The following is a 23,779-nucleotide window of genomic DNA, read 5'->3' as shown; positions in this document are numbered from 1 at the left end:
CGGTAGCCAAAAAGGTTGATTATAAATGTTTCATGTAAGTGCTTAAATCTTTGTCTCCTCTTCCAGAAAGGCTCACCACCACGGTTTCGTCTTTGCCCGCGTTTAGTTTTCCTAAAACAGCCAGTGCGTGAGAAGATTCTATGGCTGGAATTATACCTTCCAGTTTAGTCAGTTCAAAACCAGCCGCCAGAGCTTCGTCGTCAGTAGCATCATAAAATTTGGCTCTGCCAGACTCCCATAGGTGAGCATGCATTGGCCCTATGCCAGGATAGTCTAAACCAGCCGAAATAGAATGTGGTTCTACCACCTGCCCGTCAGCTGTTTGCATTAAAAGGCTTTTGCTGCCATGTAAAACACCTTTTTTGCCAAGAAACGTGGTAGCCGCAGACTTGTCTGTGGTGATACCATGCCCAGCCGCTTCCGCTGCAATAATCTTAACAGAAGGTTCGTCTAGGTAATGAAAATAGGTTCCAGCGGCATTAGAGCCACCACCTACACAAGCCACCACATAATCGGCGTTTGCGTTTCCTGTATGCTCTAAAAGCTGTTTTTTGATTTCTTCTGAAATAACCGATTGAAACCTCGCTACCATATCTGGGTAGGGGTGAGGTCCCACCACCGAGCCAATAATATAATGCGTATCCGTAGGATTATTAATCCAATGACGCATGGCTTCGTTGGTAGCATCTTTCAAGGTTCTTGAGCCGCTTTTGGCAGGCCTAACTTCTGCACCAAGCATTTTCATTCTGGCTACGTTTGGAGCTTGACGTTCTATGTCCACCTCTCCCATGTACACTATGCACTCTATTCCCATTAAAGCACACACCGTAGCGGTGGCTACACCATGCTGTCCTGCACCAGTTTCAGCTACTATTTTATTCTTACCAAGCCTTTTAGCTAGTAAAATTTGACCTATGGTGTTATTAACTTTGTGAGCACCCGTATGGCACAAATCCTCTCTTTTGAGGTATATGTTTGTCTGATACTTTTCCGAGAGCCTATTGGCAAAGTATAAAGGGGTTGGCCTGCCTACATAATTTTTTAAAAGGTCGTTAAATTCCTCTTGAAATTCGTCCTTATAAATAATATCTAGGTAGTTTTTGCGAAGCTCTTCCACATTAGGATAAAGCATTTCAGGAATCCATGCTCCGCCAAAGTTTCCATAATATCCTCTTTCGTTTACAGCAAAAGCTGAATTCTCTATTTGCAACATGTATCGTTTATTCTGAAAATCTAAGCGGTAAAAATAGCCAAGAAGTCTTTAAAAATGGTCTTAATTACTGTTTAATCTATCTAAAGCTTTTCTTAGCTGACGCAATTTTTCTATATCTTTTAAAGCAGGTTCAATTTCAAACTTGCTATTGACATCAATGCCTGCTAAGGCAGGGTTTTCAATGTTTTTTAATTCCTCTAAATTGTTAAGGTCTATGCCCCCGGCCAATAAGAAGGGTGTATCTAAGGTATATTGGTCTAATAAAGACCAGTCAAAAGTTTTTCCATGACCACCGTAGCCAACTTTGGCTTTGGTGTCAAAAAGAAACTGGGTACATGCCTTTTGATAAGGCTTTACGGTTTCAAAGTCAAAGTCTTCATCTACAGAGAAGGCCTTCATTACGGAGACTTTAAGGCTCTGTAACTTTTGACAATAAGCCACAGATTCGCTGCCATGAAGCTGCACCATATCTAGCTTATACTTCTTTACTTTATCTATGACAACTTCTAAGGTTTCATTCACAAAAACACCCACCTTCTTTGTGCTATCTGGGAAATTTTGAAGTATTTCTGGAGACCAGTTTTCCGCTAAGTTTCGCGGAGACTTATGAAAGAAAATAAAACCCATATAGTCTGGTTTGACTGTCAAAACATCTTTGATGTTTTGGTTATCTCTCATACCACAGACTTTAAGTTTCAAATTCATTGGGCTTCTATTTCTTTAATAAAACCCTCAAGTGCTGCTCCTGGGTTCTCTGTTTTCATGAAATTTTCACCAATCAAAAAGCCTTGGTAGCCAACTTCTTTTAGCTGCTTAATAGTAGCCGTTTGACTAATACAGCTTTCAGATATCTTAACCATTTCTGTTGGTATAATCTTTATAAGCTCAAGAGAGGCGTTTACATTGCTTTCAGCAAAGTTTTTCAAATTCCTGTTATTCACGCCAATGACGTCAATATGCTTCAAAGGACTTTTTTCAAGCTCTTCTTCATTATGAATTTCTAATAAAACCTCCAAACCTAACTCATGAGCTTTGGTGCTTAAGGTGTCAATTTGCTCACCGTCAAGACAAGCGGCTATGAGTAAAATTACATCAGCTCCCCACGCTTTAGCTTCATAGATTTGATAGCTATCTACCATAAAATCTTTTCTAAGAATTGGCGTATTTGGGTTAGCGGCTCTAGCTTTTAGTAAATCATCTTTGCTGCCACCAAAAAACTCTGTGTCGGTCAAAACGCTCATGCCTGCCGCACCCGCGTTGCTATAGCAAGACGTAATTTCCGCTACATCCGCATCAGCTTTGATGAATCCTTTTGAAGGTGATTTTCTTTTAAATTCGGCAATGATACCTGAAGAACCAACCTTAGTTAAAGAGGCTTTTAAAGACAAACCTTCTCTTTTGAAATGCTCTGTTGCCTGAAGGTCTGCTATAGAGACGGTCTTCTGGGCATTTTCTATTTCAAGTTTCTTTTGTGCTACTATGGTATCAAGAATGGTCATGCTATCTTTTGGGATGCTTTTGGTTTGCAAAAATGAGATTTTTGTACGGTTTAAGCTAAGATTTAAAACCAATTTTATGGAAAAGTGTAAGTCATTCCAGTCGGTTTATAAAGCAGAAGTTTGATATACATAAGGAATGCTAGATGAAAAAGTATTGGAAAATTTATAGATGAAACGTCCACAAAATGAAGGGTTTACTCGATTTAGTTCTTCTTAAAGTTTTTAGTGTGGATACTTGGCTTTATTATTGTATTTATACGGATATAAATCAATTTCCTAATATTATGACAATTCAAAAAAGTACTTTTTTAATAGCCGGTTTTATCTCCTTAGGGATGCTTGCATGTAATTCTGACAATGGGAGTGGATCAGCAATGACTCAGAGTGCCTCATCAGCGACTGCAGCAAGTAGTGTAGGAGAGGCTCCTGCGGCGGTTACTGCTAACACAAGTTCAGAAGCGAGTCTTTCTCAAGTAAGTACTCAACCTTCAGGAACAGTGGTTCATCCACCAACTAAGCTTGGTAAGTTAATGAACCTAAGTGCTCCAGCTAATTTTAGTGCTTCTGGTTCAGGTTTAAACCCTGCTCATGGTATGCCAGGTCATAATTGCGATGTAGCGGTAGGAGCTCCATTGCCAACGGGCCCAGTAGCCCAGACTTCAACTGCAGCCGTGCCTTCAGCAGCTCCAGCAAATGCCTTGAGTAGCTTAACAGCATCAAAACCAACAGTAGCTAGTACTCCTAATCTTAATGTTAATTTAAAAAACATAAATCCAGCACATGGTCAGCCAGGTCATGATTGTGCAGTAGCGGTAGGGGCTCCATTACCTGCTAAGGGTGCAGCGGCTCCTACCAGTATCTCAGCTCCAGCACCAGCGGCTACGCCTAATTTTGGTTTACCTGCCAATGTTGGGAAAGTGAATCCAGCACATGGTCAGCCAGGACATGATTGTGCCGTGGCAGTAGGTGCTCCTTTGCCAGGTTAATAGCAAATATATTTTCGAGATTTAATAGACTTCAAAAACCTTCACCATTTTAGTGAAGGTTTTTTTTGGCTTGAGGTTGTTGTTCGTTTGTCATTTTAATGCCTTAGAATATTTCCGTTAAGGCATTGGTTTTATTTGTATAAGATATGTCAAACAAAATTATTATCTTCAAAACTAATTTTGAGAAAAAATGAAAAAGATAATTGTTGTATTGCTGTCTGTTTTAATGTTCGCTTCCTGTAGAAATAAGCCATCATCCTCTAATAATAACAACTTCAAAAAAAATGATGTAATAGACGATGGTTTTACGAAGAAGGACAGACGGTCTAGCTCAAGTTCAGGTAAGTCGGTAGCAGTGGAAGATGAGAATATCACTATGGAAAGTTATCTTCGACAAATGCCAGGTTTAAATGTAAATGGGTCAGGTTATAATGCCCGTGTAACGCTTAGAGGAGTTAAAACTATGTATGGAGCTTCAGAAGCTCTCTTTGTGGTGGACGGAGTGCCTTTGAGTGGTGGTTTAGGAGAAGTACAAGCATTGGTTCAAGTTAGAGATATAGCAAGTTTGACAATACTTAAAGATGGATCGGCTACCGCCTTATATGGTAACAGAGGTGGCAATGGAGTCGTTATCATAAAAACCAAAAAGTGATTTAAACTAAAACTTACTTATTTGACAAAAATGTGATGTAGGATAATTACATTTTCAAAGTAAGATTTTACCCACAAAAAAACCTTCACCATTTCTGGAGAAGGTTTTTCTTTTGAGCCGTAGGCTATTATCTCATTCTAAAGTGAGAGAATGCTTTGTTGGCGTCTGCCATTCTGTGCGTGTCGTCTTTTTTCTTAACGGCAGCACCTTCACCTTTAGCAGCAGCGATAATTTCACCAGCTAAACGTTCTGTGATGGTTTTTTCTCCTCTTCTACGAGCATAGCTAATAAGCCATTTCATGCCTAAAGACTGACGTCTTTCTACACGAACCTCGATAGGCACCTGAAAAGTAGCACCACCTACACGACGGCTTTTTACTTCAACAGATGGAGAAACATTGTTCAATGCTTTTTTCCATGTTTCAAGGCCATTTTCCTCAGTTCTTTTTTCAACTAAGTCTAATGCTCCGTAAAAAATGCTGTACGCCAAGCTTTTTTTACCTTGAATCATCAAGTTATTTACAAATTTTGTAACGTTAGTGTCTCTGAACTTAGGATCAGGCAATACGTAACGTTTTGGCGGTTTTCTTTTTCTCATTTCTTTGTTTTTTTAATGAGGTTTCGTTTTAAAAAACTAATTCACATTACTCATAATGAGTAACATTACTTCCCTGTTTTATATATCATTGGGTATTGCTACCCTAATTTAAAACAATGGGGACTACTTTTTGGCTGCTTTTGGTCTTTTAGCACCATACTTAGAACGACCTTGCATTCTACTCGCTACACCTGCTGTATCCAATGCTCCACGAACGATGTGATAACGTACACCAGGAAGATCTTTGATTCTACCACCTCTTATCAATACGATAGAGTGCTCTTGTAGATTATGACCTTCACCCGGAATGTATGCGTTCACTTCTTTTTGGTTTGTAAGTCTTACACGAGCTACTTTTCTAAGGGCCGAGTTTGGCTTCTTAGGAGTAGTAGTGTAAACACGAGTACAAACGCCACGACGCTGTGGGCAAGAATCCAATGCAGGAGATTTCGACTTATGCTTAAGCTGCTCTCTTCCTTTTCTTACTAACTGTTGTATAGTAGGCATTGTAAAAATTAAAAATGTTAAAAAATAAATACTCCCTTAAAAAGGGAGTGCAAAGGTACAGAAATTTATTTCATTCCTATGCCATGACATTAAAAGTTTTCTATCAATATCTTGACAGTGCTGAAGATGTATAAAATTCCCGCTATATTATAAAGGTATAAATAGGCTATTAAGCTTCTCCCATTGGTCCTCCAAAGTTCATTGGAAAGGGAACCGACTCATTACTTTCTCTAATATCACCAAAGTTATCTTCGTATTTGCTAATATTATCTTGCAGAGCTACAAGCAATCTTTGGGCGTGCTCAGGAGTAAGTATAATTCTTGATTTAACCTTTGCCTTAGGAACGCCAGGCATCAATCTTATAAAGTCAATGACAAATTCTGAATTAGAGTGGGCAATCATGGCAAGGTTAGCATATACTCCTTCTGCCATTTCTTCAGATAGTTCAATGTTAATCTGTTGGTCGTTAGCTTTTGTGTTTTTTGTCATTATTACGGCGTTTAGCAATTATTTTCAAAACTAATTAATTGTTTTCGATTGCACTGTTTCGGTCTTAAGAAATTTATTGAAAGGCAATGTTATTTTGATAATCTTAAACTTATACTTAATGGGATAGTTTATTTGTCAAAAAAAAATGCGTACTTTTGCACCCCGAAAACAGAAAGGTGACTTTTAAAGTTTTGTAAGTCCTATTCTGTTGACAGTCAACGATTTAGGTCTAAAATAAGTAAAATATTTAATAATGGCTCGCGATTTAAAATACACAAGAAACATTGGTATTGCCGCTCATATTGACGCAGGTAAGACTACAACTACAGAACGTATCCTTTATTACGGAGGGGTTAGTCACAAGATTGGAGAGGTTCATGATGGTGCTGCCACAATGGACTGGATGGAGCAAGAGCAAGAAAGAGGTATTACCATTACTTCTGCTGCTACTACGCTAGACTGGAAGTACAAGAACGAAAACTATCACATGAACATCATTGACACACCTGGTCACGTAGACTTTACGGTGGAAGTGAATAGATCATTGAGAGTTTTAGATGGTCTTGTATTCTTGTTTTCTGCGGTTGATGGTGTTGAGCCACAATCTGAAACTAACTGGAGACTAGCAAACAACTATAATGTTGCTCGTCTTGGTTTCGTTAATAAAATGGACCGTCAAGGTGCAGATTTCTTAAACGTGTGTGCACAGGTTAAAGAAATGTTAGGTAGTAACGCCGTTCCTCTTCAGTTACCTATTGGAAACGAAGAAAACTTTGAAGGTGTTGTTGACCTTGTTTATAACAGAGGTATTATATGGAATGAGGAAGATAAAGGAATGACTTTTACAGAAGTTCCGATTCCTGCTGACATGGTAGACGATGTAGCTCACTGGAGAGAGCAGCTATTGGAATCAGTAGCATCTGCTGATGAGTCATTGATGGAGAAATTCTTTGAAGATCCTGAGTCTATTTCTGCTGAAGAAATTATCAATGCATTGAGAATTGCTACAATTAGTATGGACATTGTTCCAATGCTTTGTGGTTCTGCCTTTAAAAACAAAGGTGTTCAAACAATGTTGGATTATGTTATGGAGCTTTTACCTTCTCCATTAGATAGAGACGGTATCATTGGAACAGATCCTGTAACAGAAGCAAAAATTAAGCGTCTTCCAGATAGCACTCAACCGTTTTCTGCTTTGGCCTTTAAAATTGCAACAGATCCATTCGTAGGTCGTCTTTGCTTTATCCGTTCTTATTCAGGTACATTGCCTTCTGGGTCTTATATCTTGAATAACAGAAATGGTAAGAAAGAGCGTATCTCTAGAATTTTCCAAATGCACGCCAACAAGCAAAATCAAATTGATGAATTGCAAGCTGGTGATATTGCTGCGGTAGTAGGATTTAAGGATATCAAAACTGGAGATACATTATCTGATGTAGATCATCCAATTGTTTTTGAATCAATGAACTTCCCAGATCCAGTAATTGGATATGCTATTGAGCCTAAGAAAACTGCTGATCAAGATAAATTCGGTAATGCTATTGCGAAGTTGATTGAAGAAGATCCTACACTTCAAGTAGAGACTAACGAAGAAACTGGTCAAACTATCATGAGAGGTATGGGTGAGCTTCACCTTGACATTATCATTGACAGAATGCGTCGTGAGTTTAAAGTAGAGATTAACCAAGGTGCTCCTCAGGTAGCATACAAAGAGGCTTTAACAAAACTTTTCGAAGGAAGAGAAGTTTACAAGAAGCAGTCTGGTGGTCGTGGTAAATTTGCAGACATTGTTTATTCAATGGGACCTGCAGATGAGCCAGAAGATGGAAAAGAAATTGTACCAGGATTACAGTTTGAAAATAAAATTGTTGGTGGTGCTATTCCACGTGAATTTATTCCTTCTGTAGAGAAAGGATTTAGAGAGGCTATGAAAAATGGTCCTTTAGCTGGTTTCCCAGTGGATAGTATGAAAGTATCTCTTGTTCATGGTTCTTTCCATGACGTGGATTCTGACTCATTCTCTTTTGAAATGGCGGCTCGTTTAGCGTTCCGTAATTCTGGAAAAGAAGCTGGTGCTAAATTATTGGAGCCAGTTATGGCTGTTGAGATTTTAACTCCAGATGAGTATACTGGTCCTATCACAGGTGATATGAACCGTAGAAGAGGTATCATGAAAGGAATGGATACTAAGCAAGGTTCTCAAGTGATCAAGGCTTCTGTTCCTCTTTCTGAATTGTTCGGTTACGTAACTGACCTAAGAACTATTTCTTCAGGTCGTGCTACAGCCAACTTAACTTTCTCTCACTATGATTTCGTTCCGCAAAGCCTTGCAGAAGATGTTATCAAGAAAGAAAAAGGAGAGTAGGATTTACGAACCTTCTAGATATAAGAAAAGCAGCTCATTTGAGCTGCTTTTCTCGTTTTAAAGCTTTTGAAATTATAAACGTTGCATAAACTGCTTGATAGCTTTTGGCTTCCAAGTAGCAAAATCTCCAGCTAGAATATGTTCACGAGCTTGCTCTACTAACCAGATATAAAAAGCTAGATTATGTACACTGGCTATTTGCGAGCCTAACATTTCCTTACATTTAATAAGGTGTTTTAAATAGGCTTTGGTATAGAATTTTGATGCGTAGCAATCTAAATTAGGGTCAATTGGAGAAAAATCATCTTCCCACTTTTTGTTTCTAATATTGATAATACCTTCTGTAGTGAACAGCATCCCGTTTCTGGCATTTCGGGTTGGCATAACGCAGTCAAACATATCAGTTCCTAAAGCTATTCCTTCTAAAATATTCTCAGGAGTACCCACTCCCATCAGGTAACGAGGCTTTTCTTTTGGTAAAATATCATTCACCACTTCTAGCATGGCATACATGTCTTCGGCAGGTTCTCCTACAGAAAGACCACCAATAGCATTTCCTTCTCTGTTTTGCTCCGCTATAAATTCAGCAGATTGCTTTCGTAAGTCGGGATAAACACTTCCCTGTACAATTGGGAAAAGCGTTTGACTATGACCATAAATAGGTTCCGTTTCATCAAAACGCTTAATGCACCTTTTTAACCATCTGTGGGTCATGTGCATAGAGTTTTCTGCATAGCCATAATCACAAGGGTAGGGCGTACATTCGTCAAAAGCCATGATGATATCTGCACCTATAACTCGCTGAATATCCATAACATATTCCGGAGAAAACATATGTTTTGACCCGTCAATGTGTGAACTGAATTTAGCTCCTTCTTCGGTAATTTTTCTCATTTCTTTCAGAGAAAAAACTTGGTAACCGCCACTGTCAGTCAAAATGGGTTTGTCCCAGCCATTAAAGCCATGTAAGCCACCGGCTTTTTGGAGCACATCTAAACCCGGTCTTAGGTATAGGTGGTAGGTGTTTCCTAAGATTATTTGAGCATGAATGTCTTCTTTTAATTCGCGTTGATGAACGCCTTTTACGGTTCCTGCGGTACCCACAGGCATAAAGATGGGTGTTAATATATCACCGTGGTCTGTGGAGATTTTTCCTGCTCGTGCTTTGCTGCCAGCGTCTGTTTTTTTTAGCTCAAATTTCATCCTGCAAAATTAAGTCTAATTAATGGTAGCCTGAAAATAATTTTAAAGACGGAATCACTTGAAATGAAATTGATTGAAAGATTTTTTAAGACATTAATACATCAGAATAGTTATTATCTTTGAGGATATTTAACACTATAATTTTTAGAATGACTTCTTCATCAATTTGGGAGAGACTATTCTAGGAGCGTAAAAACACCACTATTATTAAGTGATCTGGGATTATATTTTTCCGGCAATTTTTGGAACAGCTATTTTAATACAGCTGATTTATTTGCTGTTTGTTTTTACTGCGATTTTAAAACGTGAAGTTAGCTCTGAAACGGAAACGAAATCAAAGCCTGTAGGCGTATCCATTATTGTGGCAGCATGGAATGAGCTGGATAATTTAAAAGAATTGCTACCCCTTCTTGACAATCAAGATTACCCAAATTTTGAGATTGTGGTGGTAGATGATAGGTCTTCTGATGGAACCTATGATTATTTAAGAACCAATGAAGGAGCCTACAAAAACCTTTCTTTTGTTAATGTAAAGGCTTTACCCGAACACTTTACTGCTAAAAAATATGCAGTAACCATGGGTATAAAAAAGGCAACTAAAGAAGTGATTCTGCTTACCGATGCCGACTGTAGGCCTTTAAGTAAAAATTGGATTAAGGAAATGGTTGCCAAACTTTCTGATGGCAAAGAAGTGGTGCTTGGTTTTTCTCCTTATAACAAATATCCAGGTCTCTTAAACGCTTTTATACGATACGAAACTTTTCAAACCGCTTTGCAATATATGTCTTTTGCTAAAGTAGGTATGCCTTTTATGGGCGTAGGAAGAAATCTGATGTATAGAAGAGAATGCTTTTGGCAGAATAAAGGTTTCTCTACTCACATGGGACTTTTAAGTGGAGATGATGACCTCTTTATAAATGAAGTTTCAAAAGGTAGTAATACGGAGATTGCTTTAAACTATGACTCCTATGTAAGCTCAGAGCCTAAAACTACCTTTGATTCTTGGGTAACTCAAAAAAGGAGACACCTTTCAGTAGGGAAGAAATATAAAGCGAGAGATAAATTTAGTATAGCTATGCTTTGGTTGAGTTTCTTGGCTTGTTGGTTTTTTATTATTCCGGCATTCGTTTCTGAACCATCATGGTTTGTCTTGCCAGATTGGATGAGAGTTTCTGAACAGTGGCTTGATAGCATAGGCTGGCAACAGTATTTGCCTTATACCAATTGGATGAGGGTAGTTACTGGAGTTTTTATTTCTTGGTTACTGCTTCGTTGGTTAATTTTGTCATTGACAAATAAGAAACTAGGCCTTACAGTAAGTTCTGGCAAGATTCTACTTCTAGACTTTTTATATTTTGCTTATTTGGTGGTTTTTGGAATAATGTCTTTGTTCTCAAATCCAAAGAAAATTAAGTGGAGATAGGTTTAGACGTCGTTTGACGTTCAATTTTTGAATCAGTAATTCCGTATTCATGGACATTATATTAAAATACTTTCCAGATTTAACAGAGAAACAGAAGGGTGAGTTTGCTCAACTTCTTGAGCTTTATACACTTTGGAATGCTCAAATCAACGTTATTTCTAGAAAAGATGTGGATGCTTTGTACGAAAAGCATGTGCTTCATTCTTTAGGAATAGCGAAGGTTTATCAGTTTGCACCCAACTCAAAGGTTTTAGATGTAGGAACTGGCGGTGGTTTTCCTGGTATTCCATTGGCTATTATGTTTCCTGAAGTTCAGTTTCATTTGGTAGACTCTATTGGAAAGAAAATTAAGGTAGTTAATGAAGTGGCGGAAGCACTTGGTTTGAAAAATCTTACCGCTCAGCACGAACGTGCAGAGAATGTTAAAGGCAAATATGATTTTATAGTAAGTCGTGCTGTAACCAGAATGAAGCCATTCATAGCCTGGATTCATCAAAAGTTTGAAACTAGATCTATAAATTCTTTAGATAATGGGATTCTCTATTTGAAAGGAGGAGATTTGGAAGAAGAACTCAACGAAGCAAAACGCCCTTATCAAGAGCATTTGCTTGCTGATTTTTTGGAAGAAGAGTTCTTTGAGACCAAGAAGGTTATTTACGTACCATTCGCTTAAGTTTTTTTCTTAACAGCCGCATTCTCCACTTACTTGGATAGTTTTTTTGCTGCCATCTATTTTGTCGATTTCTATGGTGCCTTCATACTGCCAGGTTTCATCTTCATGGCTAATTTCCTTTAAATTTATTTCTATTCCGTAGTGCTCGGCTCTGCATTTATGATAAACCACACCGTCTTCATCATGAGATTCATAAATTTCTAGCGACTCAAAAGTGTCTCCAATTTTGATAAAGGCAAGCCTAGAGAAATCGTCTACATAAATGAAACCCTCATCTTCTTTACCTTTTTCTTTATAATAACAGGCACAGCCATCAATAACTTTTGGAAATTCACTTTCGGAAAACGTTGAAAGATTTATAGAGTTTATTGACTCCACAGGAGCTTCCACTATCATTTCATTGTCAATTGTACTTTCGTTTGACCCACTATTACATGCTGCCAAAGTTAGAGCAAACCCCAAAGCCGCTATTAATTTCATATGCTTATTTCAATGTTCCTTTTTTTGCTTTTCTAATTAAGCCCTCCTGCACTACGGATGCTACCAGTTTACCTTTTTGAGTGAAAATATTTCCTCTGGTAAATCCACGCGTGTTTGAAGCACTCGGACTGTCTAGGGCATAAAGCATCCACTCGTCAATTCTGAAATCACGATGAAACCACATAGCATGATCAAGACTGGCCATAAATAAATCTTTAGGAATAGGGCCTTTAGTATGTGGTAGGGTAGCAGTGGTTAAAAGATTATAATCAGAAACGTATGTTAAGAGCTGCTGATGTACATCGAGCCCACCTTCTACTTTTTCTTTCGCTTTAAACCAAATGTGTTTGTATGGAGGTTTGGTACTTCTGTCAAATACATTCAACTTTTCGACCGGTCTAAATTCAAAAGGACGTGTTTTGATAGATTGAAGGATATTTTGGGGAACAAAAAGCTTGTACTTGTTTACCAAATCTTCATCAGACTTTAAACCTTCAGGGCCTACCACGTTTGGCATGTCAATTTGATGGTCAAATCCCTCTTGTTTTGATTGAAATGATATGGAGGTAATAAATATAGGAACGTCATTTTGCTTTGCTACCACTCTTCTGGTACTAAAACTTCCGCCGTCTCTTACACTTTCCACTTCGTAATGAATAGGAATAGAAATATCGCCGGCCAATAAAAAGTAGGCATGCATAGAGTGAGCAAATCTATCTTTAGGCACTGTTTTATATGCAGCACTTACAGCCTGAGAAAGTACTTGTCCACCAAAAACTCTATTCCACGGAGCTTGGTAGTTTTGCCCCACATAAATATTTGGTGAGAGCTCTTTTAATTCAATTAGTTCTATAAGTTCGTTGATGTCCTTCATGTTGTTGTTGAAGCTATGTTTTATTTGTTTCTACTGTCGTAGAATTCTGTTTTGTTAATGAAGCTCAAAATTACGGCATTTCTTTGACTCTAATTTTTTAACTTCCAAATAGGTATTTATTATCAATTCAACCGATTTAAAATCTTGGTATATCTCTACTTAATAGATAAATTGTGACTTCAACCTAATTGATTTAACATTGAATCTCACTAAAAACTTCGCATTTGGTCTATTTATATTCCTGTGCATGCCGTTGATTTCTCTAGCTCAAAACAAGATTGTCTTAAATACAGACTTAGGAGAGACTATTATCAATAAACACATTTATGGGCATTTTTCAGAACATTTAGGTCGCTGTATATATGGAGGACTTTATGCTGGGGAAGAAAATAAACTAGTGCCGCATATTAATGGAATGCGAACAGATGTGGTGGAAGCTCTTAAAAACTTAAATATTCCAAACCTGCGTTGGCCTGGCGGATGTTTTGCAGATACCTATCATTGGAAAGATGGAATTGGGCCAAAAGAACAGAGACCAACCATTGTGAATACTTGGTGGGGAAATGTGACTGAAGATAATTCTTTTGGGTCACATGAGTTTATGGAGCTTTGCCGCCAGTTAAGTACGGAGCCTTATTTTTCGGCAAATGTAGGTAGTGGAACTGTTCAAGAAATGTCTGAATGGGTACAGTACATGAATTTTTCTGGCAAAAGTCCAATGTCAGATTTACGTGCAGAAAATGGTCATGAAGAACCTTTCAAAGTAAAATACTGGGGAATAGGGAATGAAACATGGGGTTGTGGCGGAAACATGACAGCCGAATATTACGCAGACCTATATAAAAGATATGCTACGTATGTAAATACTAGCTGGGATTCAAAAGAGAAACTTTTTAGAATTGCCTCTGGTGCATCTGATGATGATTATCACTGGACGGAAGTAATGATGCGAGACATTCCTCACAAAATGTTAGAGGGAATAGGAGTGCATCACTATTCGGTAATAGACTGGGCAGATAAGGGCTCCGCCACTGATTTTGATGAGAATATGTATTTCACTACCATGTCTAGAGCATGGGATATGGAAAGGCTAGTTCAGGGGCACTCCACCATTATGGACAAATATGACCCTGAAAAGAAAGTAGCCATGATGGTAGACGAATGGGGTGGTTGGTATAATGTGGAGCCTGGAACTAATGGCGGATTTCTGTATCAACAAAACACCATGCGTGATGCCATGATAGCAGGAATGACGCTTAATATTTTCAATAATCATGCGGATAGAGTGAGAATGGCAAACATTGCTCAGGTGGTTAATGTGCTTCAAGCAGTAATTCTTACAGATGAGGAGCGAATTATTTTGACACCAACGTATCACGTGATGGAAATGTATAAAATTCATCAAGATGCTGTGCAAATTCCAATTTACCTTAAAACAGAAGATTATATTTTTGGTGATAAAAAGCTTCCTGCCATTTCTGCTTCTGCATCAAAAGATGATGATGGCAAAGTACACGTATCGGTAGTCAACATTGATATGAACAAAAGCCACAAGATAAATCTTGACCTTAGGGGTGAAAACTTCAAGAACGTTTCTGGAAGAATTTTATCTGCACCAAGTATTCAAGACCATAATACATTTGACAACCCTAATAAAATAACACCACAGAAATTCAGCGGAGCTAAACTTATCAATAACAAAATTGATGTAGTGGTACCTCCTTTTTCTGTGTTGGTTTTGGAACTGAATTAACATGAAAACAATCAAATTATTTCTAACACTAATTTTTGCCACAACTTGGTGCTTCGCTCAAAACAGTTTTGAACTCCGCCAAGGAGCATATTTCACAGCAGAACAAGGGAAAGCAGAACATGTACGCCTAGCTAAACTTTATAATAATAAAGAAGAATGGGATGAGAGAGCTACCGCTATTCGTCAAGGAATTTTAGATGGAGCCGAAATTGACGAGTTGGTAAGAAATGAAAAAGTCAACGCCACCATACATTCAAAAAAAGTCTTTGATGGCTACACGGTAGAAAATGTATTCTTTGAAGCATTTAAAGGTGTATATGTTTCTGGAAATTTATACCGACCAACGGCTATAAAAGGAAAAGTTCCGGGTATACTTTGCCCGCATGGGCATGGACCAGACCCAAGATTTAAAGAATACACGCAGCAACGCTGTGCTACATTGGCCAGAATGGGAGCAGTAGTTTTTGCTTATGATATGGTGGGGCAAGGTGACATGAAACAAGCCGAACATAAAATTAGAAATGTGCTAAAAGGTCAACTGATTACAGGAGTGCGTTCTTTGGATTTCCTTTCGCAATTAGCTGAAGTAGATACGAGTAAGCTTGCCATGACAGGAGAGTCTGGAGGTGGAACACAAACTTTCTTACTTTCAGCTCTAGATGACAGAATTAGTGTTTCTGTGCCTGTAGTCATGGTTTCTTCCTACTTTTTTGGCGGTTGTCAGTGTGAGAGCGGGATGCCTATTCACGTAAGAGAGCATCATAAAACCTCTAATGTAGAAATTGCGGCTTGTTTTGCTCCAAAACCACTTCTACTAATTTCGGATGGTGGGGACTGGACACAGAATAACCCTGAAGTGGCTGTTCCTCATATTAAAAGGATTTACGGCTTTTTTGATGCGGAGCAAAACATAGAGAATGTGCACCTAGCTAATGAAAAGCATGATTATGGCCCATCCAAAAGACAAGCGGCTTATGCTTTTTTGGCAAAACATTTAGGTCTAAGCACAGATAGAATTTTGGTCAATGGAAGCTTTGACGAGTCAAAAAACACCATTCTGAGCTCAGAGGAATTAAGTGTTTTTAATCAAGAATACCCAAGGCCAGCTGATGCAGCCATGGGAAATGAAACTTTAGTGATGGCGATAGATGCTTATTAAGCAAACTCCTATTAAATTTAAGCAGTATTAATAACCCTATTCAAAATGAACAAAACAAAAACAACATCGTTTCTAGTTATTTTATTTTTATCTATTTGTGGTTTTGCAAATGCACAGCAACCAAATCTTGAAAACAGTGTAGAAGAATTACGCCAATTAATGGTGCAGCCTACTAAAGCTGGCCTTACATCTATTACACACTTTAAGTTGACGTATGGTCATTCTGATGGGAAACTTGAAAATAGAGACCAGTTTATTGAAGCTTTAGTGTCTAAGGCATCAAATTTCACCGAAATAGAATTGTCAAACCAAACGATTGAAACACTTGGAATGACAGCTATTGTACGTCATGATTTATATGCGAAGACTTTAGATGGAGGTAATCCAGCTGAAGTTAAACTACATATAATGACGGTTTGGCTAAAACAAAAGAAAGGTTGGGTACTTTTAGCTAGACAGTCGGTTAGGAGAAAATAACCTTATATTTTGGAAGAAGCCCTGATTTCTAAGGAAGTTGGAAGTTCTAACTGCTTATAAGTCATATCCCTTTTATTTCCTTCAATATTGTCAATCAAAATATTGACAGCCTCGGCACCTAAATCAAAAGCTGGTTGGGTGACCGTGGTCATTGATGGACTCAGAAGGTTAGCTACTTTTAGATTGGTAAAACCAACTACCGCAACTTCTTCAGGTATTTTTACATTAAGACTTTTAATGGCATCATAGCAGCTTAATGCTAATCTATCACTTGCTGTAAAAAGTGCATCTGGGTTTTCTTCTTTTATGAGTTTTTTGATAGTTTCAGCAATTATACTGTAATCAAACTCCATAAATTTCACCAAATTCTCATTATAAGGAATATTGTGTTTCTCTAAGGCGGCCTTATAACCAGCTAATCGTTCTTTGGTAATTGATAAAATAGGTGGGCTAGTAATATGACCAATCCTCTTTCTACCAGTTTTAATCAAATGCTCCGTAGCATCAAAAGCACCTTGAAAGTTGTTGGCTACCACTTTGTTTGCCTTAACCCCATCAGGTACTCTGTCAAAGAAAACCATCGGAAATTCACCTTTAAGTAGGTGTTCTAAATAAGTATAATCTTGAGTACTTCCAGAAAGAGAAATAAGTACACCATCTAGTTTTCTAGAAAGTACATGTTCCAAACAAGCCTTCTCTTTAAGGTCAGACTCCCTTGTTTGAAATATCATAACGTGATAGCCTCTTTTCTGAGCTACATCTTCGGCTCCATTAATGGCATTAGAAAAAAAGTTATTAGCAATTTCTGGAACAATGATTCCTATGCTTCTACTTTTGTTTTCGCGTAAGCTAAGGGCAATTGGGTTTGGCCTATAATTTACTTTTTCCGCATAATCTAAAACCAATTTTTTTGTAGCATCGCTAATCTCATAACTACCTCTTATTGCACGAGACACCGTGGATGTGGAGAGGTTTAAGGCTTTTGCTATGTCTTTAATGGTTATAGTTTCCAATAAAAAATTTGTTTAGAATGGTTTAGTAATTGTAAATATCGCAAAATACAACGTCAAGTATGATCTTTTGGTTAATATTAAATGTCAATTCTACGTTTAATATAGTAAAAAAAAATTAATGGCAACGTTCCCGATATCGATTGCACAAAAAAACCATGGGATATGTTAGGCATACTTTCACCTATTACCTAATCTTGTATGAGTCCAGTTTTTTATTGGATTTGCAGAAAACAAAGAGAATCAATGACAAAAATTGACCTTAGTGGTAAAGTAGCCTTGGTTACGGGATGTAAAAGAGGAATTGGATTTGCAATGGCAGAAGGACTGGCTGCTGCTGGTGCAGATATTATTGGAGTTTCAGCCAGTTTAGAGTTAGACGGTAGTGATATCCAACTTGCTGTAGAGGGCATGGGAAGAAAGTTTTACGCTTATCAAGCTGATTTTGGAGATAGAGATGCTTTGTATGCGTTTATAAATGCTGCTAAAGCTGAACACCCAATTATTGATATTCTGATAAATAATGCAGGAACTATTCTCAGAAAACCTGCTGCAGAGCACCCAGATGAATATTGGGATAAAGTAATAGACATTAACCTTAATGCACAATTTATCCTTACCAGAGAATTCGGAAAGGAAATGGTAAAAAGAAAATCAGGAAAAGTGATTTTCACTGCTTCTTTATTGACTTTCCAAGGTGGTGTAACTGTGCCAGGCTATGCAGCCAGCAAAGGAGCGATAGGAAGTTTGGTAAAAGCTTTTGCAAATGAATGGGCAGCTAGTGGTGTCAATGTAAATGCGATAGCTCCGGGTTATATAGCCACGGATAATACAGAAGCCTTAAGAAATAATCCAGAGAGAAGTAAGTCAATCTTAGATAGAATTCCTGCAGGAAGGTGGGGAGAGTCTGAAGATTTTGCAGGTCCAACTTTATTTTTGGCGTCAGAACTTTCAAATTATGTACACGGAACCATTCTTACCGTAGACGGTGGTTGGATGGGCAGATAAAAAATAAAATATAAAGATAAATGAACTCAAGATACGAATCTAGCCCAAGAGAGGTAGAGAGAATGAACACCAAAGAGTTGAGAGAAAACTTTTTGATTCAAAACCTGTTTGTAGAAAATGAAATTACATTAACCTACACACATTATGACAGAATGGTAACTGGTGGTGCCAGTCCTGTAAAATCAGATTTAGCATTAGAGGCACCAGAAGATTTTAAAAGTGAGTTTTTTTTAGAAAGACGCGAGCTAGGCGTAATTAACATTGGTGGCTCAGGAACAGTAACTGCTGACGGTGAAGTTTTTAAATTAGATAAATTAGGCTGTGTATATTTAGGAAAAGGAACAAAGAGCATTGTATTTTCTTCAAATGATGCTGCTAATCCTGCTAAATTCTTTTTGTTATCGGCTCCAGCACATCATACTTATCCTAATGCTTCTTATACTAAAGAAGAGGCTCTTCCTGTAACCTTGGGTTCTGCCGAAACATCAAACAGAAGAACCATTTATAAGTATATCCATAATGATGGTCTTATGAGCTGCCAGCTGGTAATGGGGCTTACTACCTTAGATACGGGTAGCGTTTGGAATACCATGCCAGCTCATACGCATGATAGAAGAAGCGAAATTTACTGCTACTTCGATATCCCAGAAAATCAAGGTGTAATGCATTTTATGGGTAAACCAGATGAAACAAGACACCTTTGGGTTCAAAACCAAGAGGCTATTATATCTCCACCTTGGTCTATCCATTCAGGAAGTGGTACTTCCAATTATGCCTTTATTTGGGCTATGGCAGGAGAAAATAAGGACTTTACAGATATGGATCACATTCCCCTCAATTCTTTGAAATAATTTTAAAAGGGCTATCTCATACCTATGGGGTAGTCTCTTTTTTTTAGACTCTCTCTCTGAGTTAGTTCTTTGGTACTAAATCCTTAGTACTATCAAAACAATCTTTTAAACTTTAACCTATTGATATGATAAAAAAAAGTGTCTATCTATTACTATGCCTTTTTGTGATAACTGCGTTTAAATCTGCAGATAAAAAAGCACTAACTATTTTCATGATTGGCGATAGTACCATGGCTAATAAAAAAGTGTATGATGCTCCAGAAACAGGCTGGGGGCAAGTTTTTCATGAACTTTTTACGGACAAAGTAGAAATTCAAAACCATGCTAGAAACGGAAGAAGCACTAAAAGTTTTCGTGATTTAGGTCATTGGGCAGAGGTAGATAAGCAATTAAAGCCGGGAGATTATGTGTTCATTCAGTTTGGTCATAATGACCAAAAAGAAAAGGACCCAGCTAGATATGCAGCTCCGCACACAGATTATAAAGAGAACTTAAGAAGATATGTTAAGGAAACACAAGCCAAAGGAGGTATTCCAATTTTGTTGACTCCAGTAAGTAGAAGAAAGTTTGACGAAAACGGAAACTTTATAGATCAGCATGGAGATTATCCTTTGGTGGTTCGTGAACTAGCTAAAGAACTTAATGTACCTATGATTGACATGCACCAAAAGAGTATGGACTTGCTAACTGAAATGGGTGTAGAAGATACCAAAGACCTTTATATGCATGTTTTACCAGGTATTTATGACAAATTTCCAGATGGTTTGGTTGACAATACGCACTTCTCGCCATACGGAGCAGAGTTAATGTCAAAGATAGTTGCGACAGAATTGGTAGCTCTTGGTCAGCCGTTAAGACATTTTTTACTAAAATCACCATACCCAACTAAGTATGCTTATGAGCTGCCTACGGTCAATGAGACCGCTTTTAAGAAAGACACATTAAATATTATAAAGTACGGTGCACAAAGTGGCGGACTTACTTTATGCCATACGGCCGTTAATCAGGCTATTGAGGTAGCTTCGAAAAACGGTGGCGGCGTAGTGCTAATTCCAAAAGGTTTTTGGCTTTCTGGACCTATAGATCTTAAAAGTAATGTCAATCTTCATTTAGAAGAAGGTGCATTTGTGCAGTTTTCTGATAATAGGGATGACTATCCATTAGTAGAAACAACTTGGGAAGGTTTAGACGCTTACAGAAGTCACGCACCTATTTGGGGACTTAACTTGGTCAATATTGCTATTACTGGTAAAGGAATCATGGATGGAGCAGGTCAGGTGTGGAAACAAGTCAAGAAATCAAAGATGACAGAATCTCAATGGGCGGCACTTATTAAATCAGGTGGTGTTTTGGATGATAAAAAGACAGCTTGGTATCCCTCTGAGCAATCAAAGTATGGGAATGAAAACAGAGAATGGACTAATCAAAAAGTAGAAGGGAAAACCAAAACCGATTATGAAGCTATCAAAGATTTCTTAAGACCAAATATGGTGAGTTTGACCAACTGTAAGAATATATTGATAGAAGGAGTTACATTTTTAAACTCTCCAGCTTGGACCTTACATCCCTTGCTTTGCAAAAACTTAATTATAAGAAATGTCAATGTTAAGAATCCGTGGTACGGTCAAAACAATGATGCTTTAGATGTGGAATCATGTACAAATGGAATAATAGAGGGTTGTACTTTTGATACGGGTGATGATGCCATTACCATTAAATCAGGTAGAGATGCTTCAGGACGAGCTCGAGGAGTAGCCACTTCAAACTTTATCGTTAGAAATACTACGGTGTATCATGGGCACGGTGGTTTTGTGATTGGCTCAGAAATGTCTGGCGGAGTGAATAACCTATTTGTTAATAATTGCAATTTCCTTGGTACAGATATAGGATTGAGATTTAAAACAACCCGTGGCCGAGGTGGTGTTGTCGAAAATATTTTTATCTCTGATATTAATATGAATAATATTCTGGGAGAAGCTATCCGATTTAATATGTATTATGCAGCTAAAGACCCGGTGGCTTTGATAGGAGAGGATCATGGTCTTCCACCAATTGAGGCAAAGCCTTTTGATGAGGGAACACCTATTTTTAGAAATTTCGTAATTGATAGAGTTTATTGCAAAGGAGCGGAAGCTGCCATTATGATGCGAGGAATTCCAGAAGCACAAATTGAAAATGTTACCATTTCAAATGCCAACATCACATCAAATAACGGGATTCAACTTACAGAGGCAAAGAATATTGATTTGATAAATGTTAATTTGACAAGTTCAAGTAAAACCGTAGTGCAGCTTAACAATGTAGATGGTCTAAACATTGACAACTTAAACTATGGCGGAAACAAGAAAACATTCATGGAAGTAAATGGAGCTAACACTAAAGGAGTAGAAATAAGAAATACTTCAAAAGAAGGAGCTCTTCAAAAGACAACCTTTTTAAATAAAGCTTCCAAAAAATCAGTGAAATGGAAGTGATGCTTTCACGATTTAGGACATAATAAGAAAAGCTAGCCGCGAGGCTAGCTTTTCTTATATATAGATGTGTCCAGATTAGACTAGAAATAAGCTTAAGGAATTAAGCTTCATCTAAAATGACAATTTTCTCAATTTTGTCTCCTTGTCTGATATCGTCTACGGTATCTACACCTTCTATTACTTTACCAAAACAAGTATGGTTTCTGTCTAGGTGAGCAGTATTAGTTCTGCTATGACAGATAAAAAATTGTGATCCTCCAGTGTTTCTTCCAGCATGTGCCATAGAAAGTACACCTCTGTCGTGATATTGAAGTTCACCATCTAGTTCACAAGGGATGTTGTAACCTGGTCCACCATTACCTACGCCGTTAGGGCAGCCACCCTGAACCATGAAGTTAGGAATCACTCTGTGAAAAGTTAAACCATCGTAAAAGCCTTCTGAGGCTAGTTTTTTGAAATTTTCTACAGCCAATGGGGCATCATTGTCATAAAATTCTATGACCATTGTGCCTTTTTCGGTTATCATCTGTGCTTTGCTCATCCTTCAATGTTTTTTTATATGAAGCCGCAAAGGTAGAAAGATTTACTTTTTGGTAATAATAAATTCTACACGACGGTTTTTAGCCTGTCCTTCGGTGGTAGCATTAGAGGCAATTGGCTTACCCATACCCATACCTACGCTGGCTACTTTTTCAATGGGCACGTTCTTAGTCAACAGATAATCACGCACAGAATTAGCCCTAGCCTGAGAAAGCTTAAGGTTTGCTTCTGGAGAACCTACATTATCCGTATGTCCTTGTACTTCTATAGTCATGTTTTTATTTGCCAGTAATACACCTGCCAGCCTATCAAGTTCTGGGAAAGACTCTTTTTCAAGATTTGCTGAAGCAAATTCAAAGAAGATGTTACTCATTGCTACTGTAACCCCTGCTAATAATGGAGCTAACTCCAAGTTCTCTCCTTTTATTTCCTTAAAGGAGCCTACCTCTGTAAGGTCAATGTTTTTACCAATAGCAATAAAGTCATTCGCTTCCGCCCTCACAGTGTACATTTGGCCGTATGGCAGTACTATTTTGTATTCTCCAGTAGTTGGGTTTGTATTAGCTACGCCAATTTCTTCACCACCTGGAAATGTCTCATATATAATACGTGCCTCAATTGGTCGCTGAGTTTTAGTGTCAATCACTTTTCCACTTAGCATAACCACAGGGTTGGGAGATGTTAAGGCGTCAAGCTTTTCTTTTTCTAGCTCTTCCTTTGTTTTTGGTTTAGCAGTTTTACTTTCAATATCATTGTTTGATGATTGTAGGGCACCCACCACCTCTTCACTTTCTGAATTGTCACGAAGTTTAAACCTTATAATATCTCCTTTACCTATGCTTTCATTTTTTGTGGTCATGTAAGCATATTCACCTGTTGCGGTAATAGAATAGTAGTAATCATCTTCAGGAGAGTTTATTTTTTCTCCAAGATTTATAGGAGTAGACCATTTCTTCCAAGTTCTATCAGTTCTTTTGCTTACCCAAATATCTGAACCACCTTGACCACCTTTTCTGTCAGAGGCAAAATATAAGGTATAATCATCCGACGCTAAAAATGGAGTGGTCTCGCTACTCCCCGTGTTAATGTCAGGTCCAAGGCTTTCAGGTTTACTCCATTTTCCATCACGTCCAAGGCTACTTATATATAAGTCATCATTTTTACTGTTCTTCTTTTCAGCAAAGCCAAGAATCAAGACCTTACCATTGTTGGTTAAAAAGGCCGACAAATATTGTCCCTTACACATAGCATCTAGTTTAGGAATGTCTAGTTTCTCAGGTTGAGTCCAGCCTGTCTTAGTTTTCTGACATTTAGAAATACCTACTTCATTCTGTTTTCTTCCATTCTTATATACACCTCTTATAAGGACGGTGTTTCCGTCGGGCGAAATACTGAACAAATCATTATACTTGTCCTTATTAATAGTGTTTGGCATTTTTCTGGCAATAGACCATCTTCCATCAGATCTATGTTGTGTATACCAAACATCATTACTCCCGCTCTTTCCATGATTATTGGAGGGATGGCTAACTCTTACAAAATAT

At 37.9% G+C, this 23,779-nt stretch carries 23 protein-coding genes (1 of these 23 cut by a window edge); 11 read left to right on the top strand and 12 right to left on the bottom strand.

Going from position 1 to position 23,779, the window contains the following annotated elements; all coding sequences use genetic code 11:
• Nucleotides 1-19: 19 nt before the first annotated feature.
• Genes trpB through trpC form a run of 3 tightly spaced genes read right to left on the bottom strand, consistent with a single transcriptional unit; the run spans nucleotide 20 to nucleotide 2,742 of the window.
• Nucleotides 20-1,213 carry a tryptophan synthase subunit beta gene (gene trpB / locus AC0L6O_RS20515; protein WP_473305031.1) on the bottom strand — a complete coding sequence of 398 codons (1,194 nt, stop codon included), beginning with the start codon at nucleotides 1,211-1,213 and terminating at the stop codon, nucleotides 20-22.
• A gap of 60 nt (nucleotides 1,214-1,273) precedes the next feature.
• The gene (locus AC0L6O_RS20510; RefSeq protein WP_473305030.1) at nucleotides 1,274-1,918 is read right to left on the bottom strand and encodes a phosphoribosylanthranilate isomerase; all 645 of its coding nucleotides are present in this window, start codon (nucleotides 1,916-1,918) and stop codon (nucleotides 1,274-1,276) included.
• Nucleotides 1,915-2,742: an indole-3-glycerol phosphate synthase TrpC gene (gene trpC, locus AC0L6O_RS20505; protein WP_473305028.1), complete on the bottom strand. Its 828-nt coding sequence runs from the start codon at nucleotides 2,740-2,742 to the stop codon at nucleotides 1,915-1,917. Before trpC ends, AC0L6O_RS20510 begins: the two co-directional genes overlap by 4 nt.
• 254 nt (nucleotides 2,743-2,996) lie before the next feature.
• Between trpC and AC0L6O_RS20500 the strand changes: the two genes are divergently transcribed.
• Nucleotides 2,997-3,698: a hypothetical protein gene (locus AC0L6O_RS20500; RefSeq protein ID WP_473305027.1), complete on the top strand. Its 702-nt coding sequence runs from the start codon at nucleotides 2,997-2,999 to the stop codon at nucleotides 3,696-3,698.
• 190 nt (nucleotides 3,699-3,888) lie between these two features.
• Nucleotides 3,889-4,350, top strand: coding sequence for a TonB-dependent receptor plug domain-containing protein (locus tag AC0L6O_RS20495; protein WP_473305025.1), 462 nt, complete (start codon nucleotides 3,889-3,891; stop codon nucleotides 4,348-4,350).
• 127 nt (nucleotides 4,351-4,477) lie between these two features.
• Here the strand turns inward: AC0L6O_RS20495 and rpsG are convergent, their stop codons facing one another.
• From rpsG to AC0L6O_RS20480, 3 genes are all read right to left on the bottom strand, one after another.
• A complete protein-coding gene (gene rpsG, locus AC0L6O_RS20490; protein ID WP_341227535.1) occupies nucleotides 4,478-4,948 on the bottom strand; it encodes a 30S ribosomal protein S7 in 471 nt (156 codons plus the stop codon).
• Nucleotides 4,949-5,071: 123 nt separating this feature from the next.
• Entirely contained in the window at nucleotides 5,072-5,455 is a 384-nt protein-coding gene (gene rpsL / locus AC0L6O_RS20485) for a 30S ribosomal protein S12 (protein WP_111373596.1), read from the bottom strand.
• A 169-nt stretch (nucleotides 5,456-5,624) separates the two neighbouring features.
• Nucleotides 5,625-5,945 carry a DUF3467 domain-containing protein gene (locus AC0L6O_RS20480; protein WP_341227534.1) on the bottom strand — a complete coding sequence of 107 codons (321 nt, stop codon included), beginning with the start codon at nucleotides 5,943-5,945 and terminating at the stop codon, nucleotides 5,625-5,627.
• A gap of 253 nt (nucleotides 5,946-6,198) precedes the next feature.
• Here AC0L6O_RS20480 and fusA point away from each other — a divergent pair, with 253 nt between their 5' ends.
• Nucleotides 6,199-8,310 carry an elongation factor G gene (gene fusA, locus AC0L6O_RS20475; protein ID WP_473305024.1) on the top strand — a complete coding sequence of 704 codons (2,112 nt, stop codon included), beginning with the start codon at nucleotides 6,199-6,201 and terminating at the stop codon, nucleotides 8,308-8,310.
• A 72-nt stretch (nucleotides 8,311-8,382) separates the two neighbouring features.
• Here fusA and tgt read toward each other — a convergent pair whose 3' ends face one another.
• On the bottom strand, nucleotides 8,383-9,513 hold the full coding sequence (tgt, locus tag AC0L6O_RS20470) for a tRNA guanosine(34) transglycosylase Tgt (protein WP_473305022.1): 1,131 nt from the start codon (nucleotides 9,511-9,513) through the stop codon (nucleotides 8,383-8,385).
• Nucleotides 9,514-9,724: 211 nt separating this feature from the next.
• On the opposite strand from tgt, the gene AC0L6O_RS20465 reads away from it, so the two are divergent.
• Nucleotides 9,725-10,936, top strand: coding sequence for a glycosyltransferase (locus AC0L6O_RS20465; protein ID WP_473305021.1), 1,212 nt, complete (start codon nucleotides 9,725-9,727; stop codon nucleotides 10,934-10,936).
• A 49-nt stretch (nucleotides 10,937-10,985) separates the two neighbouring features.
• Nucleotides 10,986-11,609, top strand: a complete 624-nt coding sequence (rsmG, locus tag AC0L6O_RS20460; RefSeq protein ID WP_473305019.1) for a 16S rRNA (guanine(527)-N(7))-methyltransferase RsmG — start codon at nucleotides 10,986-10,988, stop codon at nucleotides 11,607-11,609.
• 9 nt (nucleotides 11,610-11,618) lie between these two features.
• Here the strand turns inward: rsmG and AC0L6O_RS20455 are convergent, their stop codons facing one another.
• Entirely contained in the window at nucleotides 11,619-12,089 is a 471-nt protein-coding gene (locus AC0L6O_RS20455; RefSeq protein ID WP_473305017.1) for a hypothetical protein, read from the bottom strand.
• A gap of 4 nt (nucleotides 12,090-12,093) precedes the next feature.
• On the bottom strand, nucleotides 12,094-12,963 hold the full coding sequence (locus AC0L6O_RS20450) for an acyl-CoA thioesterase (protein ID WP_473305016.1): 870 nt from the start codon (nucleotides 12,961-12,963) through the stop codon (nucleotides 12,094-12,096).
• 247 nt (nucleotides 12,964-13,210) lie between these two features.
• On the opposite strand from AC0L6O_RS20450, the gene AC0L6O_RS20445 reads away from it, so the two are divergent.
• From AC0L6O_RS20445 to AC0L6O_RS20435, 3 genes are read left to right on the top strand one after another with little or no spacing between them, the layout of a single operon-like run.
• The gene (locus tag AC0L6O_RS20445) at nucleotides 13,211-14,716 is read left to right on the top strand and encodes an alpha-N-arabinofuranosidase (RefSeq protein WP_473305015.1); all 1,506 of its coding nucleotides are present in this window, start codon (nucleotides 13,211-13,213) and stop codon (nucleotides 14,714-14,716) included.
• 1 nt (nucleotide 14,717) lies between these two features.
• Nucleotides 14,718-15,875 (top strand): alpha/beta hydrolase family protein, encoded by a 1,158-nt coding sequence (locus AC0L6O_RS20440; protein ID WP_473305014.1) that lies wholly within the window; start codon nucleotides 14,718-14,720, stop codon nucleotides 15,873-15,875.
• A 45-nt stretch (nucleotides 15,876-15,920) separates the two neighbouring features.
• On the top strand, nucleotides 15,921-16,352 hold the full coding sequence (locus AC0L6O_RS20435; RefSeq protein ID WP_473305012.1) for a nuclear transport factor 2 family protein: 432 nt from the start codon (nucleotides 15,921-15,923) through the stop codon (nucleotides 16,350-16,352).
• 2 nt (nucleotides 16,353-16,354) lie between these two features.
• Here the strand turns inward: AC0L6O_RS20435 and AC0L6O_RS20430 are convergent, their stop codons facing one another.
• Entirely contained in the window at nucleotides 16,355-17,365 is a 1,011-nt protein-coding gene (locus AC0L6O_RS20430) for a LacI family DNA-binding transcriptional regulator (RefSeq protein ID WP_473305011.1), read from the bottom strand.
• A gap of 243 nt (nucleotides 17,366-17,608) precedes the next feature.
• On the opposite strand from AC0L6O_RS20430, the gene AC0L6O_RS20425 reads away from it, so the two are divergent.
• The 3 genes from AC0L6O_RS20425 (at nucleotide 17,609) to AC0L6O_RS20415 (ending at nucleotide 21,695) form a co-directional block, all read left to right on the top strand.
• A complete protein-coding gene (locus AC0L6O_RS20425; protein ID WP_473305010.1) occupies nucleotides 17,609-18,370 on the top strand; it encodes an SDR family oxidoreductase in 762 nt (253 codons plus the stop codon).
• Between the two features lie 20 nt (nucleotides 18,371-18,390).
• Nucleotides 18,391-19,221: a 5-dehydro-4-deoxy-D-glucuronate isomerase gene (kduI, locus tag AC0L6O_RS20420; protein ID WP_473305009.1), complete on the top strand. Its 831-nt coding sequence runs from the start codon at nucleotides 18,391-18,393 to the stop codon at nucleotides 19,219-19,221.
• 125 nt (nucleotides 19,222-19,346) lie between these two features.
• Nucleotides 19,347-21,695 (top strand): glycosyl hydrolase family 28 protein, encoded by a 2,349-nt coding sequence (locus tag AC0L6O_RS20415; protein WP_473305008.1) that lies wholly within the window; start codon nucleotides 19,347-19,349, stop codon nucleotides 21,693-21,695.
• 100 nt (nucleotides 21,696-21,795) lie between these two features.
• Here AC0L6O_RS20415 and AC0L6O_RS20410 read toward each other — a convergent pair whose 3' ends face one another.
• Both AC0L6O_RS20410 and AC0L6O_RS20405 read right to left on the bottom strand, forming a co-directional pair.
• Nucleotides 21,796-22,236, bottom strand: a complete 441-nt coding sequence (locus tag AC0L6O_RS20410; RefSeq protein WP_473305007.1) for a peptidylprolyl isomerase — start codon at nucleotides 22,234-22,236, stop codon at nucleotides 21,796-21,798.
• Between the two features lie 42 nt (nucleotides 22,237-22,278).
• A protein-coding gene (locus AC0L6O_RS20405) for an OmpA family protein (RefSeq protein ID WP_473305005.1) crosses the window boundary here: on the bottom strand, nucleotides 22,279-23,779 show its 3' portion. 140 nt of this gene lie beyond the right edge of the window; only the last 1,501 of its 1,641 coding nucleotides appear in the window; its start codon lies beyond the right edge, outside the window; its stop codon occupies nucleotides 22,279-22,281.

The sequence above is a fragment of the Arcticibacterium sp. GJ41-1 genome, assembly GCF_055808875.1.
Note: the sequence above shows the minus strand (reverse complement) of the source record. Positions and strands in the feature narration are given on the sequence as shown.